This window comes from Variovorax sp. (assembly GCF_035634955.1).
GTDB lineage: Bacteria > Pseudomonadota > Gammaproteobacteria > Burkholderiales > Burkholderiaceae_C > Variovorax.
In genome coordinates, this window is the sequence record NZ_DASQBZ010000025.1 from 513,745 (window position 1) to 531,109 (window position 17,365).

Consider the following 17,365-nt stretch of genomic DNA (forward strand, 5'->3'; position numbering starts at 1 on the left):
GCGTCAGCCGGCCGACCGGGCCCAGCGCACGATGTCTGCCGCACCCATGGCCCCGGCCTGGCGCGCGACTTCGCGGCCGTCCTTGAACAGGATCAGCGTCGGAATGCTGCGGATGCCGTAGCGTCCGGCCAGCGCCGGAACCGCCTCGGTGTCGACCTTGGCCAGCCGCATGCCCGGCTCCAGCTGTGCGGCCGCCTGCTCGAAGCCCGGCGCCATCTGGCGGCACGGCCCGCACCAGGGTGCCCAGAAATCGACCAGCAGCGGCACCTGGCTGCGGCCCAGGTGGCGCTCGAAGCTGGCGGCGTCCAACGCCACGGACTGGCCGGTGAACAGCGCCTTGTGGCAGCTGCCGCAGTCGGGCGCGGCGCCCAGCTGGTCGCGCCGGACGCGGTTGGTGGTGTGGCAGTGCGGGCAGACGATGTGCAGGGTGTCGGAGGCGGTCATCCCTTCAGGATGTGGGCGCCGCCAGGCAATTGCAAGAGGACGGCGCGCCGCGTTCGGGCCCGGGATGCCGTAGCATCGCGCGCCAGCCGGCGCCGTCCGCGCCGCATCGTTTTGCACCAGGAGACCCCGCCATGAACCGCCCCCTGTTCGCCGCCACCATCGCCGGCAGCCTGCCCAAGCCCGCCTGGCTGGCCGAGACGCGCAAGCTCTGGCCGCAGTGGAAATCCGGCGGTGACGAGCTGGCGCAGGCCAAGGCCGACGCGACGCTGCTGTGGATCAAGGCGCAGGAAGACGCGGGCCTGGACGTGATCGGCGACGGCGAGCAGTCGCGCCAGCATTTCGTGCACGGCTTTCTCGAGCAGGTCGAGGGCATCGACTTCGCGCACAAGGTGAAGATGGGCATTCGCGACAACCGCTACGACGCGATGGTCCCGCAGGTGGTCGCGCCGCTGCGCCTGAAAGGGCGGGTGCACGCGGCCGAGGCGCGCCTGCTGCGTGGCGCCACCCGGCGCCGCACCAAGTTCACGCTGCCCGGGCCGATGACCATCGTCGACACGGTGGCCGACCGTTTCTACAACGACCGCGTCCGGATGGCGATGGCTTTTGCCGAACTGCTCAACCAGGAGGCGCTGGCGCTGCAGGACGACGGCGTGGACGTCATCCAGTTCGACGAGCCGGCCTTCAACGTCTACATGAAGGACGCCGCCGACTGGGGGGTACAGGCGCTCGAGCGCGCCGCGCAGGGACTGCGCTGCACCACGGCGGTCCACATCTGCTATGGCTATGGCATCCAGGCCAACGTGGACTGGAAGGCCACGCTGGGCGAGCAGTGGCGCCAGTACGAGCAGGTCTTCCCGGCGCTGGCGCGCAGCCGCATCGACCAGGTCAGCCTGGAGTGCTTCCACTCGCACGTGCCGCCCGAGCTGATGAAGCTGCTCGACGGCAAGGACGTGATGGTGGGCGTGATCGATGTCGCCAGCGACGAGATCGAGACGCCCGAGCAGGTGGCGGCCACCATCGGCGAGGCGCTGAAGTACGTGCCCGCCGGGCGCCTGCTGCCATGCACCAACTGCGGGCTGGCGCCGATGGACCGCGAGGTGGCGCTGCGCAAGCTGCGCGCGCTGGGCCTTGGCGCCGCGCTGGCGCGCGAGCGCCATGGCGGCTGACTAGCGCAGGTGCGTGCGCGTCCGCTCGGCCGGGGCGCCTTCCTGCGCGGCGGCGGCGAGTTCCACCAGGATGCCGCAGTGGTCCGTGTCCTGCGCGCCGCTGCACTGGCGGCGCAGCTGCCGCAGCGACTTCTCCAGTGCCCGCAACTCGCGGATGCGGGTGCTGACGTGCCCGATGTGGGCGTCGATCAGGGCGTTGACGTCGCCGCAGTCCTCGGCCGGCCCGTCCTTGACCCGCAGCAGTTGGCGTACTTCGTCGAGCGACATGTCCAGCCCGCGGCAATGCCGGATGAACAGCAGGCGGTCCAGGTGCTGCGCCTCGTAGGTCCTGAAGTTGCCTTGCGTGCGCGCCGGCGCGGGGAGCAGCTGCTCGCGCTCGTAGTAGCGGATGGTCTCGATGGGCGTGGCCGAGGCCGCCGCCAGTTCGCCGATCTTCATGGGGGATGGCCCTCCTGCTGTTACCGGCATCCAGTGTAGGCGCTTGACTCTGTAGTTGCTTCAGGGTTTCAAATCGACCCGACACCCAGAAGAGTCTTGCCGATGTCCGATTCCCAACCCATCCAGTTCCACCGCGGCGGCCGCCCGGCCATGCCGCCCGCCCACGACCACGACCACGACCACGACCACGGTCACGGTCACGCGCACGATCGATCTCACGACCACGGTGAGGCCGTGGCGCAGCCCGGGACCGGCGACTGCTGCGCATCGGCTTCGTGCTGCGCACCGGCCGCGCCTGCGCCGGCCACGCCGGACTGCTGCGGCTCGTCGCCCACGCCGGCAGGCGCCAGCGCCTTGCAGGCTGCGGGCGGGCTGCTGCTGCGCATCCCGGCCATGGACTGCCCGGTAGAAGAGGGCCAGATCCGGCGGGTGCTCGAGCCGGTCGGCGAGGTCCAGGGACTGCGCTTCGACCTGCCGGGGCGCACGCTCGCGGTGGATGCGCCGCCTGCCGCCTGGGACGCGGTGGTCGGGGCCATCCGCTCGGCCGGCTTCAAGACCGAGACCCTGTCGGCGCCGCCGGACGCGGCGGACACCGCGCGGGCGCAGCGCGCCGAACTGTGGCGCCTGGTTGCTGCGCTGGCGGTGGCGGTGCTGGCCGAGGGGTTCCATTTCTTCGCGCCGGACACGCTGGCGTGGCGGGTTGCGGGCATGGGCGTGGCCGCGGCCGCCATCGGGCTGTCCGGCGTGGCCGTGTTCCGCAAGGGCCTGTCGTCACTGTTGCGCGGGCAGTTGAACATCAATGCGCTCATGAGCGTGGCGGTGGCCGGCGCCTTTCTCATCGGGCAGTGGCCCGAGGCAGCCATGGTGATGGCGCTCTACTCGCTGGCCGAGCTGATCGAGGCCCGCTCGGTCGAGCGCGCGCGCAACGCCATCGCCGGGCTGCTGGCGCTGTCGCCACCGCAGGCGGAGGTGCGCGGCAGCGACGGCCGATGGTCCCTGCTCGATGCGAAGGCGGTGCCGGTGGGTGCCACGGTGCGGGTCAAGCCGGGCGAGCGCTTCGCGCTGGACGGGCGCGTCAGCGCCGGCCATGGCGCGGTGGACCAGTCGCCGGTCACCGGCGAGAGCATTCCGGTGGACAAGGCGCCGGGCGACGAGGTGTTCGCCGGCACCATCAACCAGAGCGGTGCGCTTGAGTTCGAGGTCACCCGTCCGGCGGGCGACACGGTGCTGGCCGGCATCATCCACGCGGTGGAACGGGCGCAGTCGCAGCGCGCGCCGACCCAGCGCATCGTCGACCGCTTCGCCGCCGTCTACACGCCGGCCGTGTTCGTGCTGGCGCTGGCGGTGGCCATCGGCATGCCGCTGCTGGCGGGCTGGGCCTGGCTGGACGCCATCTACAAGGCGCTCGTGCTGCTGGTGATCGCATGCCCGTGCGCGCTGGTCATCTCCACGCCGGTGACGGTGGTCAGCGGGCTGGCGGCGGCTGCACGGCGCGGCATCCTGGTCAAGGGCGGCGTGTACCTGGAGCAGGCGCGCGGCCTCAAGGTGATCGCGCTGGACAAGACCGGTACGCTGACCGAAGGCAAGCCGCGGCTGGTGGACCAGCGCGTGCTCGGCGACGACCCGTCGGCGCAGGCCCGGGTGCTGCGCATCGCCCGCAGCCTCGCGGCCCGGTCGGACCACCCGGTGTCGCTGGCGGTGTCGCGCGGCCTGGCGCAGGCGGGCGAGGCGCCGCTGGAGGTCGAGAAGTTCGGTGCGCAAGCCGGCCGCGGCGTGCATGGCCTGGTCGATGGCCGCGAGTACGTGCTGGGCAATCACCGCTGGATCCACGAGCGGGGCCAGTGCAGCCCGGAGCTGGAGGCGCAGATGCGCACGCACGAGGCGCAGGGACGCACGCTGTCCGTCCTGGCCGACGCCGACGGTGCGCTGGCGCTTTTCGCCGTCGCCGACACGGTCAAGGACAGCAGCCGCGAGGCCGTGGCCCAACTGCGCGCACTGGGCGTTCGCCCGATCATGCTGACCGGCGACAACCCGACCACCGCGCAGGCCATTGCGGCGCAGGTAGGCATCGACGAGGTGCGCGCCGGACTGCTGCCGCAGGACAAGCTGGACGTGGTGAACGAACTGGGCGCGCGCGCCCCCGTGGGCATGGTGGGCGACGGCGTGAACGATTCGCCCAGCCTGGCCGCGGCGGCGGTGGGCTTCTCGATGGGCGGCGCCGGCACCGACACCGCCAAGGAGGCGGCCGACGTGCTCGTCATGAACGACGACCTGCGCCGCGTGCCCGAGACGATCCGGCTCTCGAAGAAGACCTATGCCGTGCTGTGGCAGAACATCACGCTGGCGCTGGGCATCAAGGCGGTGTTCTTCGTGCTGGCGGTGTTCGGCAGCGCCACCATGTGGATGGCGGTGTTCGCCGACATGGGCGCCAGCCTGCTGGTGGTGTTCAATGGGCTGCGGCTGCTGCGCGGCGTGCGGCCAGCTGCCGCAAGAGCACCGGCAGCGTGAGGGCCACGCCCAGCACCGTCGGCCACAGCGAGGGGAAGATCAGCAGCACTGCAGCGACGATGAGCAGCCACTGCTCCCAGCGCGTCAGCGGCATGAGGAAGTAGCGGCTCAGCGCCGCGGCCAGGGCGGTGATGCCCAGCACGCAGCCGATGAAGGTGACGGCAAAGTCGCCCCAGGTGAAGCCCTTGGCCACCAGCAGCAGGCTCGGCGAGAACACGAACACGAACGGCACGAGCACCTTTGCCAGCCCGAGCCGGAAGGCGGTGTTGCCTGTCTTGAACGGGTCGCCGCCCGACATGCCGGCGGCCGCGTAGGCCGCCAGCGCCACCGGCGGCGTGATGTCGGCCAGCACCCCGTAGTAGAAGACGAAGAAGTGCGCCACCAGCGGCTCCACGCCCATCTGCACCAGCGTCGGCGCCGCCACCGTCACCATGATGATGTAGTTGGCCGTGGTGGGAATGCCGCAGCCCATCAGGATGCACACCAGCCCGGTCATCAGCAGCGCCGCGAACAGGCTCATGCCCTGCGTGCTGGCCAGCCAGGCCGGCACCACCACCGACGCCGCCTGCGCCAGCGCCTGCGCCGCATTGGTGATGATGTAGCTCACCTTGAAGCCCACGCCCGTGAGCGTGACCACGCCGATCACCAGGCCGACCGTGGCCGCCGCCGCACCCACCGCCAGCGCGTACTTGGCGCCGGTGGCGAATGCCTCGGGGATGACCGGCCAGGCGATGCGCCCGCGCATGCCGCCGAAGCGGTGCGCCGCGCCCATCAGCACGATTGCGGCCGCGAACAGCGCCAGGCGGATCTGCATGGAATGCGCGCCCCAGTCGACGAAGGCCAGCAGCGCCAGCAGCGCATGCGCGATCGCCGCCACCGCCCAGTTGAGCGGCCGGTTGCCGCGGGTCTGCAGCGACAGCCCGACGATCATGCAGGAGCTGATGCCGACGAATGCGGCCAGGTAGGGCGTGCGGCCGCTCACCAGGATCCAGATCAGCAGCACCAGCGGCGCCAGCGTCGGCCAGCGCTCGGCGAGCGACTGGCGCAGCCGCGGCATCTCCTCGTCGGTCAGGCCGCGCAGGCCGTGGCGCTTGGCCTCGAAGTGAACCTGCATGAACACGCCGAAGAAGTGCATGAACGCCGGCACCACCGCCGCCGCGATGATGGTCTGGTAGGGCAGGTTGAGAAACTCGATCATCAGGAACGCCGCGGCGCCCAGGACCGGCGGTGTGATCTGCCCGCCGGTGGACGAGGCCGCCTCCACCGCGCCGGCGAACTCGCGCTTGTAGCCGACGCGGATCATGGCCGGGATGGTCAGCGAGCCGACCGTCACCGCGTTGGCCACCGACGAGCCGCTGAGCATGCCGAACATGGCAGAGCCGAACACACTGACCTTGGCCGGCCCGCCCGCGTAGCGGCCCGCCACGCTGGAGGCGATGTCCAGGAAGAGCTGCCCCAGCCCGATGCGTGTGGCCATCACGCCGAACAGCACGAAGTGGAAGACGTAGGTGGCGACCACGCCCACCGCCACGCCGTAGATGCCCTGGCTGGTGAGGTACTGGTGGTTGACCAGTTGCGGCCAGCTCGCGCCCGCATGCTTGAGCAGCCCCGGGAAGGCAGGACCGGCCAGCGCGTAGACCATGAAGGCGATCGCGATGAGCGGCAGCGGCCAGCCCATGCTGCGGCGCGTGGCCTCGAGCAGCGTGACGATCAGGATCGAGCCGAACACCACGTCCGCCAGGTTCGGGTTGCCCACGCGGAACGCCAGGTCGTCGAACACGATCGGGATGTAGAGCACGCTGGCGGCAATGGCCAGCGCCAGCAGCCAATCCGCCAGCGGCACGCCGCCCGGCGCCAGCATGCCGGCGCGCGCGGGTGCGTCCAGCGATCGCTTGCGCGCCGGGAACACCAGGAAGATGAGCCCGAGCACGAAGGCCAGGTGCACCCCGCGGTGCGTGATCTCCTGCAGCAGGCCGAAGCCGGCCGTGTAGTAGTGGAACACCGACAGCGCCAGCAGCAACCCGGCAATGAGCCAGGTGGCCGGCGGCACGGTGGGCCGGAAGCGCATCTCCGGGTCGTACTTGCGCTCGAGCTCGTCGAGCGTGCGCTCGTCGGGCAGCGCCGTTCCAGCAAGTGTCATGGGCGGTCGGGGGAGCAGGTTGGGGCCGAAAACAAAAAGAGCCGTGCATCCGCACGGCCCGTTGCGCCGGGGCGGGGCGACTACTTGATCAGGCCCGCTTCCTTGTAGAACTTCTCGGCACCCGGGTGGTACGGGATGGCCACGCCCTTGACTGCGTTTTCCTTGGTGATCAGCTTGCCCTTGGCATGGCCGGCGGCCAGCGCCTTCTGCGCGGCGTCGCTGTAGAGCGCCTTGGTGATCTGGTAGACCGTCTCCGTGTCGGCCTTGGCGCTGGTGACCCATTGCGCGCCCACCGCCAGCGTCTTGACCGCCGCCACGTCCTTGTAGGTGCCCGCGGGAATGTCATCGGTCGAGAAGTACGGGCTGTCGGCACGCAGCTTGTCGGCCTGCGGCCCGCTGATGTCGAGCAGCTCGATGCCGGCGCCGCTGGAGGCCAGCTCGGCAATGGCGCCGGCGGGCGCGCCACCGACGAAGAAGAAGGCGTCGAGCGCACCATCCTTGAGCTTGTCGCCGGCCTGGTTGGGCTTGATGTATTCGGGCTTGATGTCCGATTCCTTCACGCCATAGGCGGCCAGCACCATGCGCGCATTGATCAGCGTGCCCGAGCCGGGCTCGTCCAGCGCCACCCGCTTGCCCTTGAGGTCGGCCACGGACTTGATGCCGGCGCCCTTCTTGACCACCAGGTGGATGCTTTCCGGGTACAGGTTGGCGATCATGCGCAGGTCGGTCACCTTCGGCTTGCCCTCGAAGGCGCCGGTGCCGGTGTAGGCCCAGGTGGCGACGTCAGCCTGGGAGAAGCCCGATTCGAGCGAGCCGCCGGCAATCGCGTTGACGTTGGCCAGCGAGCCGTTGCTGGCCTGCGCGGTCACCACGATCTTGCCCGGCTGCGACACCGCGTTGGCGATCATCCCACCCACCGGGTAGTAGGTCCCGGCCGTGCCGCCGGTGCCGATGCGGAAGAATTGTTGCGCGCCGGCCTGGCCAACCAGGGCGGCGGTGGCCAGCAGGGCGACGGCCATGTGCTTGAACTTCATCTTCGGGACGCTCCTCGTGTAAGGATTTTTAACTGTTGGAACCCGCGACCCTAGCCAGCCGATCCGGCCGGGTCCAGCGGGAATGCCCGTAGGACCCCAGCAGCTTTCGTGCCGGCTTGCGCGGCGCAGCCGCAACGGCACAGGGCGGCCGAGGGGCGTCGGCTGCGCGCGCGGCGCGGGCGGTGAGGGTCCTCTATGCTCTGGCCCCCGATGCCTGCCCCTGCGCCTTCTTCCGTGCCTGCCGATTCCGCCTCCGCCGCCTCCACGCCTGCCGCTTCCCCGATCTCCCAGCCCAGCTTTGCCGACCTGACCCGCGAGCGTCCCTTCATGCGCCTGTGGCTGGCGCGACTGTTCGGCACGGCCGGCCAGCAGATGCTGATGGTGGCGATCGGCTGGCACATGTACGACCTGACCGGAAGCGCCTGGGACCTGGGCCTGGTCGGGCTGTACCAGTTCGTGCCGGCGCTGGCGCTGGCCCTGTGGGCCGGGCACGTGGTGGACCGCCACCACCGCGGCCGCATCCTGGCCGCCTGCCTGGCGGTGCAGGGCGCGGTGGCGGGGGCCTTGCTGGTCGCGCAGCTGGGTGACGTCGCATCCAGGGCGCTGCTGCTGGGCCTGTCGCTGGTGCTCGGGGCCGTGCGGGCGTTCCAGATGCCGGCCCAGCAGGCGCTGGTGCCGCTGCTGGTGCCGCCGCTGGCCCTGCCGCGCGCCATGGCATTCAGCTCGGCCGGCACGCAAGGGGCGGTGATCGGCGGCCCCGCGCTGGGCGGCCTGCTGTTCGTGGCCGGCGCCGGTACCGTGTACGGCGCCAGCCTGCTGCTGTTCGCGCTCGCCTGCGCCGCGGTGGCGCTGCTGCGCTACGTGCAGCCGGTGCGCGAGAAGGAGCCGGTGACGCTGGCCACGCTGTTTGCAGGCGTCAACTTCATCTGGCGGCGCAAGCCGGTGCTCGGCGCCATTTCGCTGGACCTGTTCGCGGTGCTGCTCGGCGGCGCGGTGGCGCTGCTGCCGATCTTCGCCAAGGACATCCTGCACACCGGCCCCTGGGGCCTGGGCCTGCTGCGCAGCGCGCCGGCGGTGGGCGCGCTGGCGATGTCGATACTGCTCACGCGGCGCCCGCCCGAGCGGCACGTGGGCCGCACGCTGCTCGTGGCCATCGGCGTGTTCGGCCTGTGCATGGTGCTGTTCGGCCTGTCGCGCAGCTTCTGGCTGTCGTTGCTGGTGCTCGGTGTCTCGGGCGCCGCCGACATGATCAACGTCGTCATCCGCCAGACGCTGGTGCAGCTGGAGACGCCGGACGCCATGCGCGGGCGGGTGAGTTCGGTCAACTCGATCTTCATCGGCGCGAGCAACCAGCTGGGCGAGTTCGAGTCCGGCGCCACCGCGGCGCTGCTGGGGCCGGTCGGGTCGGTGGTCGTGGGCGGCGTCGGCACCGTGCTGGTGGCGCTGTCGTGGGTGTGGCTGTTCCCGACGCTGGCGCGGCGCGACCGGCTGCACGTGGCGCCGGGGCCCTGAGCCGCGGCCCTACTCGATATAGGACAGCGGAAGGGCCGTGGTGAACTTCAGTTCTTCCATTGCAAAGCTCGAGCTGACGTCCAGCAACTGGGTGTTGGTGATCAGCCGCTTGTAGACCTTGTCGTAGGCCGCGATGTCGGGCACCACCACGCGCAGCAGGTAGTCGACGTCGCCGCTCATTCTGTAGAACTCGACCACTTCGGGGATGAGCTCGATCGCGGCCTTGAAGCGATCGAACCACGCCTGCGTGTGGGTGCTGGTGCGCACGGCGACAAAGACCGTCACGCCGACATTGACCAGCCCGCGGTCCACCAGCGCCACGTTGCGCCGGATGACGCCTGAAGCCTTCAGCCGCTGCACGCGGCGCCAGCAAGGGGTGGGGGAGAGGCCGACACGGGCGGCCAGGTCGGCCACCTGGATGTCGGCATCTTCCTGAAGCAGCGCGAGGATCTTGCGGTCGATGGAATCAATTTTCACTTTTGCCATGTTGCTTCGAATGGAATTCCAATGGTGACGCTGTAGGCGGTGGATTTTGCGTCATTATTCCAGTGGTGCGGGCGCACAATTTCTGCATGGAGATCTACCTCGACGCCAACGCCACCACCCCCGTCCTTCCCCTGGCCCGAGCCGCGGCTCTGGCGGTGATGGCCGAGGATTTCGGCAACCCCAGCAGCAGCCACGGCAGCGGACTCAAGGCCAGGGCATTGCTCGCGCAGGTGCGCGGCGTTGCGCGCCGGGTACTGGGCGTGCAGGGCGGACAACTCCTGTTCACCAGCGGGGCCACGGAGGGCATCCAGACTGCCGTGCTGTCGGCGTTGAGCGCGCTGCGTCGGCAAGTGGCCGTGGCGGGGGCGGACCGTCCGTGCCTGCTCTACGGCGCCACCGAGCACAAGGCCGTGCCCGAGGCCCTCAGGCACTGGAATGCGGTGCTCGGCCTGGATCTGCCTATCGAGGCGATTCCCGTCGGCACCGATGGCCGGCACGACCTGGCATGGCTCGCCGAGCACGCGCCGCGGGCCGGGCTCGTCTGCACCATGGCTGCCAACAACGAGACCGGCGTCGTCACCGACCTCGACGGCATCGCGGCCGTGCTGGCGGGAACCTCCGCCCTCTGGCTGGTCGACGGTGTGCAAGCGCTCGGCAAGCTGCCGCTGCGCCTGCACGACAGGCGCATCGACTACGCGCCGTTCTCGGGCCACAAGCTTTACGCCCCCAAGGGTATCGGCATGCTGTACGTGCGCGAGGGCGCGCCGTTCACGCCGCTGCTGGCCGGTGGCGGCCAGGAGGGCGCCTTGCGGGCAGGCACGGAAAACATGGCCGCCATCGCGGCGCTCGGCGCCGTGCTCGAGGCATTGGACGACGCCACCACCTTCGCGGACCAGGCCACGCTCGCAGCGTGTCGCGCGAAGCTCGAGGCTGCGCTGGTCGACGCGTTCGAGGGGGTGGTCTTCAACGCGCCGGCGCGGCTTTGCCTTCCCACCACGCTGAACTTCTCCGTGCCCGGTATCAGCTCGTCGGCGCTGCTCAATCTGTTCGATGCCGCGGGCCTGCGCGTGAGCGGCGGATCGGCCTGCAGCGCATCGCTGGCGCGGCCCAGCCACGTGCTCGAGGCGATGGGCCTGCCGGCCTGGCAAAGCGCCGGCGCCGTTCGGCTGTCCTTTGGTGCGGCGGACGGCCCCGGACTGATCGACGAGGCCTGCGCGCGGATCCGTGCCTGCGGCGAGGCCCTTCGATCGAGTTTGCAGGGTGCCGCCGCGCCAGCCCACGCGGAGGATCCGCTGCGTGACCTGGACGGCGCCACAGAGGGCGCGACGCCGGGCGCGGGAGGCGAACCACCCGGCATGAAGATGGGGGTGGGGATCCCGGCCGACGAGGTCGAGGGCCTGCTGCGGAGCAAGCCGGCGCCTGTGGTGGTCGACGTGCGCGAGCTCTACGAACAACGGGTGACCGAAGCGCTGCCGTTCGCCACGCCGTCCAAGGTGCTTTCGGCGCCGCTGTCGAACATTCTGTGCGTGCTCCCGACCTGGCTTGCGCTTCCGGCGCAGACGCCCGTCCTTTTCTATTGCCGCAGCGGCAATCGAAGCGCGCAGGCCGCCCGCGCCTTGCGCCGGCTCGGCCATGAGAACGCCTGGAGCCTGGACGGCGGCCTGGCGCTTTGGCCGCAGGCGGCGCGCGAGAGCGCCGACGCGTGATTCAGTCGCCGTCCGGGAACCTCACAGCCAGCGGAACGTGCAGCCGCAGGTCGGCCAGCGGCTCGGCCACGCACGGCAGGATCCAGCCTTCGGCCTTTTCCTCGCGCAGCAGGCCGGGCCACTCGATGCGGTAGCGCACCGCGCCGCCCGGGTCCATGCGGCACATGCAGGCGCGGCAGGTGCCGTTGCGGCACGAGGTCGGCAGGTCGATGCCCGCGTCGTGGGCGGCCTGCAGCACGGTGCGGCCGGCCGCGGCCTCGAACTCGAGGCCGGCGGGTTCGATGCGGATCTTCATGGCGCAAGCAGGACTGGTTTCGGCGGGCTTCGGGATACGGCCTCGGGGGCGGGCCCGGGCGAGACGGGCGACAATAGCGGGTTTTCCCCGTCGCGGCCGCCTGGCCGCCCAGTTTCCATGTCCGACTACAAAGTTCGCCCCGCCACCCTGCGCGACGCCAAGGCCGTCGCCGAAGTCCATGCCGTCGCCGCCCAGGCCGCCTACACCGGCATCCTGCCCGATGACCAGCTGCGCGTGCTCGCGCCCGCCTCGCGCGAGGCCAAGTGGCGCGAGGCCATCGAGTTCGCCGAGCCGCAGATCCACGTGGCCGTGCTGGACGGCGAAGTGATCGGCTTCGTCGGCTTCGACCGCTCGCGCGACCCCAAGACCCCGGCCACCACCGGCGAGATCTGGGCCCTGCACATCAAGCCTGAGCATTGGGGCAAGGGCGTCGGTGTCGCGCTGTGGGATGCTGCGCGCGAAGGACTGGAAGAAGAAGGCTGCACCACCGTCACGATCTGGGTGCCGCTGCGCAACGACCGCGCCATGCGCTTCATCGAGCTGGCCGGCTTCAAGCGCGAGATGAAGACCGCCAAGACCACCGCCATCGGCACCGCGCGCATCGAGGAGATCCGCCTCAAGCGCGACGTCAGCTGATCGGCGCAGGTCATTGACCGATTGCGGGCGCGCCCCCACAATCGCGCCTGCTCCGGGGTGCACCAGTGTGCTGAGACGGCCTGATCGAAGGCCGGACCCGAGAACTTGATCCGGTTAATACCGGCGGAAGAAGAGCTGAACCTGCAGGCGATGCCGTCATGGCGCGCACCCTCGGTCCACCCGCACGCGGGTGTTGCACCGGCGGCGGCGCCGCCGGCGCCACTTCAGGGCACTTTCCGGAGCAACTGGCTTTGCTCCCAAACGGAAAGGACCTGAAGATGAACGCACCCCTCGATTCCCGACACCTCGCCGCGGCGGAAGAGTTCGCCCGGCAGCTGGCGCGCGCCCGCGAGCCGTTTCCCGCATCCACCAAGACCCACGTGGCCGGCGCGGTGCATCCGCACATCCGCGTGCCGATGCGCGAACTGACGCTCACCAACGGCGAGTGCGTCACGCTCTACGACACCTCCGGCCCGTACACCGACCCGGCCGCCGACATCGACGTGCGGCGCGGCCTGCCGCCGCTGCGGCGCGACTGGATCGACGCGCGCGGCGACAGCGCCTACTACACCGGCCGCGCCCCGCAGGCGCTGGACGACGGCGCCAAGGACGAGGCCAGCCAGCGCCTGGCGGCCCTGCGCCGCGACGCCGCCCAGCTGCAGCGCATGCCGCGCCGCGCCAAGGCCGGCGCCAACGTCACGCAGATGCACTACGCGCGCCGGGGCATCGTCACGCCCGAGATGGAATACGTGGCCATCCGCGAGAACGGCAAGCGCGAATGGATGCGCGAATACCTCGGCGACGCCGAGCGCGAGCGGCGCCTGGCCGGCAACCCGATGGGCGCGCGCATTCCGCAGGTGGTCACGCCCGAGTTCGTGCGCGACGAGGTGGCGCGGGGCCGCGCCATCATCCCGGCCAACATCAACCACCCCGAGGTGGAGCCGATGGCCATCGGCCGCAACTTCCTGGTCAAGATCAATGCCAACATCGGCAACTCGGCGGTCACATCGAGCATCGAGGAGGAAGTTGAGAAGCTGGTGTGGGCGATCCGCTGGGGCGCCGACAACGTGATGGATCTTTCCACCGGCCGCAACATCCACACCACGCGCGACTGGATCGTGCGCAACTCGCCGGTTCCCATCGGCACGGTGCCGATCTACCAGGCACTGGAGAAGGTCGGCGGCGTGGCTGAGGACCTGACATGGGAGATCTTCCGCGACACGCTGGTCGAGCAGGCCGAGCAGGGCATCGACTACTTCACCATCCATGCCGGCCTGCGCCTGCCGTTCGTGCCGATGACCGCGCAGCGCCGCACCGGCATCGTCTCGCGCGGCGGCTCGATCATGGCCAAGTGGTGCATCGCGCATCACCAGGAGAGCTTCCTCTACACGCACTTCGAGGACATCTGCGACATCATGAAGGCGTACGACGTGAGCTTCTCGCTGGGCGACGGCCTTCGCCCGGGTTGCGCCGCCGACGCCAACGACGAGGCCCAGTTCGCCGAGCTGCGCACGCTGGGCGAACTGACCCGCATCGCCTGGAAGCACGACGTGCAGACCATGATCGAGGGCCCGGGCCACGTGCCGATGCACCTGGTGCAGGCCAACATGGACGAGCAGCTCAAGCACTGCGACGAGGCGCCGTTCTACACGCTGGGCCCGCTGACCATCGACATCGCGCCGGGCTACGACCACATTGCCTCGGCCATCGGCGCGGCCATGATCGGCTGGTTCGGCACGGCCATGCTGTGCTACGTCACGCCCAAGGAGCACCTGGGCCTGCCGGACCGCGAGGACGTCAAGGCCGGCATCATTGCCTACAAGATCGCCGCGCACGCCGCCGACGTCGCCAAGGGCCACCCCGGCGCGCGGGCACGGGACGACGCGTTGAGCAAGGCACGCTTCGAGTTCCGCTGGACCGACCAGTTCAACCTCAGCCTGGACCCGGAGACGGCTCGCGACTTCCACGATGAGACGCTGCCCAAGGACTCGAGCAAAGAGGCGCATTTCTGCTCCATGTGCGGCCCGAAGTTCTGCTCGATGAAGATCACGCAGGAAGTGCGCGAGTTCGCCGCCGCCCAGGGCTTGAGCGAGGACGCGGCGCGGCAGCAGGGCATGCAGGCCAAGTCGGACGAGTTCCGGCGCGCGGGCGGGGAGTTCTACATCCCGATCGAACCGGCCTCGAGCTGAAGGGCATGCGCGGCCGGCGGCGGCCGCGGCGCTTACCATGGCGCCTTCCTCACAGACAACGAAGCCCGCCGCATGGCCTCCAGCCTCCTGCTCCTGCTCGACGACATCGCCACCGTACTGGACGACGTATCCATCCTGACGAAAGCGGCCGCCAAGAAGACGGCAGGCGTGCTGGGGGACGACCTGGCGCTCAACGCGCAGCAGGTCTCCGGCGTCAAGGCGGACCGCGAACTGCCGGTGGTGTGGGCCGTGGCCAAGGGGTCGCTGGTCAACAAGGCCATTCTGGTGCCGGCGGCGCTGCTCATCGCGCACTTCCTGCCCTGGCTGGTGACGCCGCTGCTGATGGTGGGCGGCGCCTTCCTGTGCTTCGAGGGCGTGGAGAAGCTGGCGCACAGGTTCCTGCACAAGGAAGAGGCGCAGCAGGAGGACGCGGCGCTCAAGGCGGCCCTGGTCAAGGGTGACGTCGACTTGCGCGAGGTGGAGCGCGACAAGGTCAAGGGCGCCATCCGCACCGACTTCATCCTGTCGGCCGAGATCATCGTCATCTCGCTCGGCGTGGTCAGCGGCCAGCCCTTCACCACGCAGCTGACGGTGCTGGTAGGCATTGCGCTGGTGATGACGGTGGGCGTCTACGGGCTGGTGGCGGGCATCGTCAAGCTGGACGATCTCGGCCTGTACCTGAGCCAGCGCGCGGGCGGCGCGACGCAGGCGGTAGGCCGCGCCATCCTGCGCGCCGCGCCGTGGCTCATGAAGGGCCTGTCGATCGCCGGCACCGCCGCCATGTTCCTGGTGGGCGGCGGCATCCTGGTGCACGGCGTGCCGGCCGTCGCGCACGGCGTCGAAGCCGTCGTGGCCGCCTGGGGTGGGCTGGCGGCCGCGCTGGGCACCATGCTCGCCAATGCGGTGATCGGCATCATCGCCGGCGCGATCGTGCTGCTGGTGGTGGAAGCGGGAAAGAAGGTGCTCGGGCGAGGCAAGGGCGCGCACGCCTGAGCGGGCGCTGCGGCGCGACCGGGGCGCTACTTGCCGCGCGCCCTACGCCGCTGGCCGCAGCGGTTGCCCGACCTGCCAGGTCGCCCAGTCACCCCATTCCTCGCCGGGCGGCGCCTCCAGGCACAGCGGTTCGCCACCCAGCGGATGCGGCAGCTCGAGCCGCAGCGCATGCAACCACAGTCGCTGGCCGCCGAGCAGGCCGGCCACCGCCCGGTTGAGCGGGCCCTTGCCGTGCGTCGCGTCGCCGACGATCGGATGCGCGATGTGCTTGAGGTGGCGCCGCAGCTGGTGGCGGCGGCCGGTCAGCGGCTGCAGCTCGACGCACGCGCAGCGCGTGGTGGCAAAGCTGCCGTAGGGCAGCGGCAGCTCGTGGCGCGCCAGCGTGCGGTAGCGCGTCTGCGCCGATTGTTCCTCCAGCCGGCCGGCGCGGGCATCGTCGGCCATGCGCCGCAACGGGTGGTCGACCAGGCCGGCTTCGGGCGGCCAGCCGCGCACCATGGCGAGATAGGTCTTGCGCACCGCGTCCGGCGCCTCGAAGGCCTGGCCGAGCGTGCGGGCGTGCGTGGCGCTCAGCGCGAACAGCAGCACGCCGCTGGTGCCCTTGTCGAGCCGGTGCGCCGGCCACACCGGCTGCCCCAGCTGGTCGCGCAGCATCTGCATGGCAAAGCGGGTTTCGCCGGCATCCAGCCCGGTGCGGTGCACCAGCAGCGCCGGTGGCTTGTCGACGGCGACCAGCGCCTCGTCCCGATACAGGATGCGCAGCACGGGCTCAGACATGGCTCGAGCGTGCGCTGGCACCGCCCGAAGGGGCGGCGCGCTGGCGCGCGGGCCACAGCACCGAGGCGATGGCCGCCACCATCAGCACCACGGCCGCCCAGTCCTGCCAATGAACGACTTCGCCCAGCCACAGCGCGCTGCTGAAGACGCCGATCACCGGGATCAGCATGACGCTGAGCGTCGACGCCACCGGCGGCAGGCCGCGGGCCAGCGCGAACCAGGCGGCTTGCGCGAAGCCGAAGATCAGCACGGCGTTGTAGGCGACGGCGCTCCAGGTGGCGAGGCCGGGCGCACGCCACTGGGGTTGTTCGAGCAGCACGGCCAGCAGCGAGATGACCACCGCGGTCAGCACGGTCATCCAGAAGGAGAGGGCGAGGGTGGGGACCGGGATGGCGGTGCGGCGCAGCAGTTGCGTGCCCAGCGCCCAGGTACAGGCGGCCACCAGCGCCATTAGCACATAGCCGGGCTGGCCGGACAGGTTGGTGACCTCGTGCCACAGCAGCAGGAGCACGCCGAGCGCCGCCGCGCCGACGCCGAGCCACGCGCGCCGTGCCAGCGGTGCCTTGAACAGCAGCGCGCCCAGCAGCGCCGAGAAGATCGGCATGCTGTAACCGAGGATGGCCGCGCGCCCGCTCGGCAGGTGCTTGAGGGCGACGATGATGCACGCGTGCCAGGCGAACATGTTCGTCGCGGCCAGCCACAGCAGCTCGCGCCAATGCTGGCGCGGCATCCGGAACGGCACCTTCATCCACACCAGCGCCAGGCCGAGCACCGGCACGCCCAGCCAGATCGAGAGGGCGCGGAAGGTCAGTGGCGGGAAGCCGGCCAGCCCCAGTTTCATCACCGGCCAGTTCAGGCCCCAGGTCAGCGTCAGAGGGATGAGCAGGGCGAGCTGTTGTCGGCTGAGGGAAGACATCGCGGCCGATTGTTGCAGTTCCGCACGCGATCGACATGGTCGTGAACTAGTTGTCATCGGCGCGCTGGGCGCCCCTCAATTTGATGACACAGTTAGTAACAAGTGCTGTTACGGTTCGCCGCGAG

15 protein-coding genes and 1 riboswitch are annotated in these 17,365 nt (G+C 70.4%); of the genes, 7 read left to right on the forward strand and 8 right to left on the reverse strand.

Annotation, left to right across the window (positions count from 1 at the left end; translation table 11 throughout):
- Positions 1 to 3: 3 nt before the first annotated feature.
- Positions 4 to 444 carry a thioredoxin TrxC gene (gene trxC / locus VES41_RS16720; protein WP_324819290.1) on the reverse strand — a complete coding sequence of 147 codons (441 nt, stop codon included), beginning with the start codon at positions 442 to 444 and terminating at the stop codon, positions 4 to 6.
- 143 nt (positions 445 to 587) lie between these two features.
- Here trxC and VES41_RS16725 point away from each other — a divergent pair, with 143 nt between their 5' ends.
- Positions 588 to 1,610 carry a methionine synthase gene (locus tag VES41_RS16725; protein ID WP_324819561.1) on the forward strand — a complete coding sequence of 341 codons (1,023 nt, stop codon included), beginning with the start codon at positions 588 to 590 and terminating at the stop codon, positions 1,608 to 1,610.
- Here the strand turns inward: VES41_RS16725 and cadR are convergent, their stop codons facing one another.
- On the reverse strand, positions 1,611 to 2,048 hold the full coding sequence (cadR, locus tag VES41_RS16730) for a Cd(II)/Pb(II)-responsive transcriptional regulator (protein ID WP_324819293.1): 438 nt from the start codon (positions 2,046 to 2,048) through the stop codon (positions 1,611 to 1,613). It lies immediately after the preceding gene.
- Between the two features lie 102 nt (positions 2,049 to 2,150).
- Here cadR and VES41_RS16735 point away from each other — a divergent pair, with 102 nt between their 5' ends.
- On the forward strand, positions 2,151 to 4,556 hold the full coding sequence (locus VES41_RS16735; RefSeq protein ID WP_324819296.1) for a heavy metal translocating P-type ATPase: 2,406 nt from the start codon (positions 2,151 to 2,153) through the stop codon (positions 4,554 to 4,556).
- Here the strand turns inward: VES41_RS16735 and VES41_RS16740 are convergent.
- Entirely contained in the window at positions 4,495 to 6,696 is a 2,202-nt protein-coding gene (locus VES41_RS16740; protein WP_324819299.1) for a TRAP transporter permease, read from the reverse strand. The genes VES41_RS16735 and VES41_RS16740 overlap by 62 nt on opposite strands.
- Before the next feature lie 80 nt (positions 6,697 to 6,776).
- Entirely contained in the window at positions 6,777 to 7,730 is a 954-nt protein-coding gene (locus VES41_RS16745; protein ID WP_414719157.1) for a TAXI family TRAP transporter solute-binding subunit, read from the reverse strand.
- 210 nt (positions 7,731 to 7,940) lie between these two features.
- On the opposite strand from VES41_RS16745, the gene VES41_RS16750 reads away from it, so the two are divergent.
- Positions 7,941 to 9,242 carry an MFS transporter gene (locus VES41_RS16750; RefSeq protein WP_324819301.1) on the forward strand — a complete coding sequence of 434 codons (1,302 nt, stop codon included), beginning with the start codon at positions 7,941 to 7,943 and terminating at the stop codon, positions 9,240 to 9,242.
- A 9-nt stretch (positions 9,243 to 9,251) separates the two neighbouring features.
- Here the strand turns inward: VES41_RS16750 and VES41_RS16755 are convergent, their stop codons facing one another.
- Positions 9,252 to 9,713: an Lrp/AsnC family transcriptional regulator gene (locus VES41_RS16755; protein ID WP_324819565.1), complete on the reverse strand. Its 462-nt coding sequence runs from the start codon at positions 9,711 to 9,713 to the stop codon at positions 9,252 to 9,254.
- 101 nt (positions 9,714 to 9,814) lie between these two features.
- Here VES41_RS16755 and VES41_RS16760 point away from each other — a divergent pair, with 101 nt between their 5' ends.
- Positions 9,815 to 11,434 (forward strand): aminotransferase class V-fold PLP-dependent enzyme, encoded by a 1,620-nt coding sequence (locus VES41_RS16760; protein ID WP_324819303.1) that lies wholly within the window; start codon positions 9,815 to 9,817, stop codon positions 11,432 to 11,434.
- Position 11,435: 1 nt separating this feature from the next.
- Here VES41_RS16760 and VES41_RS16765 read toward each other — a convergent pair whose 3' ends face one another.
- Complete coding sequence (locus VES41_RS16765) at positions 11,436 to 11,729, reverse strand: 2Fe-2S iron-sulfur cluster-binding protein (protein ID WP_324819304.1); 294 nt, start codon at positions 11,727 to 11,729, stop codon at positions 11,436 to 11,438.
- 117 nt (positions 11,730 to 11,846) lie between these two features.
- Here VES41_RS16765 and VES41_RS16770 point away from each other — a divergent pair, with 117 nt between their 5' ends.
- From VES41_RS16770 to VES41_RS16780, 3 genes are all read left to right on the forward strand, one after another.
- Positions 11,847 to 12,365 carry a GNAT family N-acetyltransferase gene (locus VES41_RS16770; protein WP_324819306.1) on the forward strand — a complete coding sequence of 173 codons (519 nt, stop codon included), beginning with the start codon at positions 11,847 to 11,849 and terminating at the stop codon, positions 12,363 to 12,365.
- A gap of 43 nt (positions 12,366 to 12,408) precedes the next feature.
- Positions 12,409 to 12,514: riboswitch (TPP riboswitch) on the forward strand.
- A gap of 129 nt (positions 12,515 to 12,643) precedes the next feature.
- Positions 12,644 to 14,554, forward strand: coding sequence for a phosphomethylpyrimidine synthase ThiC (gene thiC / locus VES41_RS16775; protein WP_324819308.1), 1,911 nt, complete (start codon positions 12,644 to 12,646; stop codon positions 14,552 to 14,554).
- A gap of 72 nt (positions 14,555 to 14,626) precedes the next feature.
- A complete protein-coding gene (locus tag VES41_RS16780) occupies positions 14,627 to 15,547 on the forward strand; it encodes a DUF808 domain-containing protein (RefSeq protein ID WP_324819311.1) in 921 nt (306 codons plus the stop codon).
- Between the two features lie 42 nt (positions 15,548 to 15,589).
- Here the strand turns inward: VES41_RS16780 and VES41_RS16785 are convergent, their stop codons facing one another.
- Both VES41_RS16785 and VES41_RS16790 read right to left on the reverse strand, forming a co-directional pair.
- On the reverse strand, positions 15,590 to 16,324 hold the full coding sequence (locus VES41_RS16785; RefSeq protein ID WP_324819312.1) for a pseudouridine synthase: 735 nt from the start codon (positions 16,322 to 16,324) through the stop codon (positions 15,590 to 15,592).
- A complete protein-coding gene (locus VES41_RS16790) occupies positions 16,317 to 17,240 on the reverse strand; it encodes a DMT family transporter (RefSeq protein ID WP_324819314.1) in 924 nt (307 codons plus the stop codon). The genes VES41_RS16785 and VES41_RS16790 overlap by 8 nt, the downstream gene beginning before the upstream one ends.
- Positions 17,241 to 17,365: the final 125 nt, after the last annotated feature.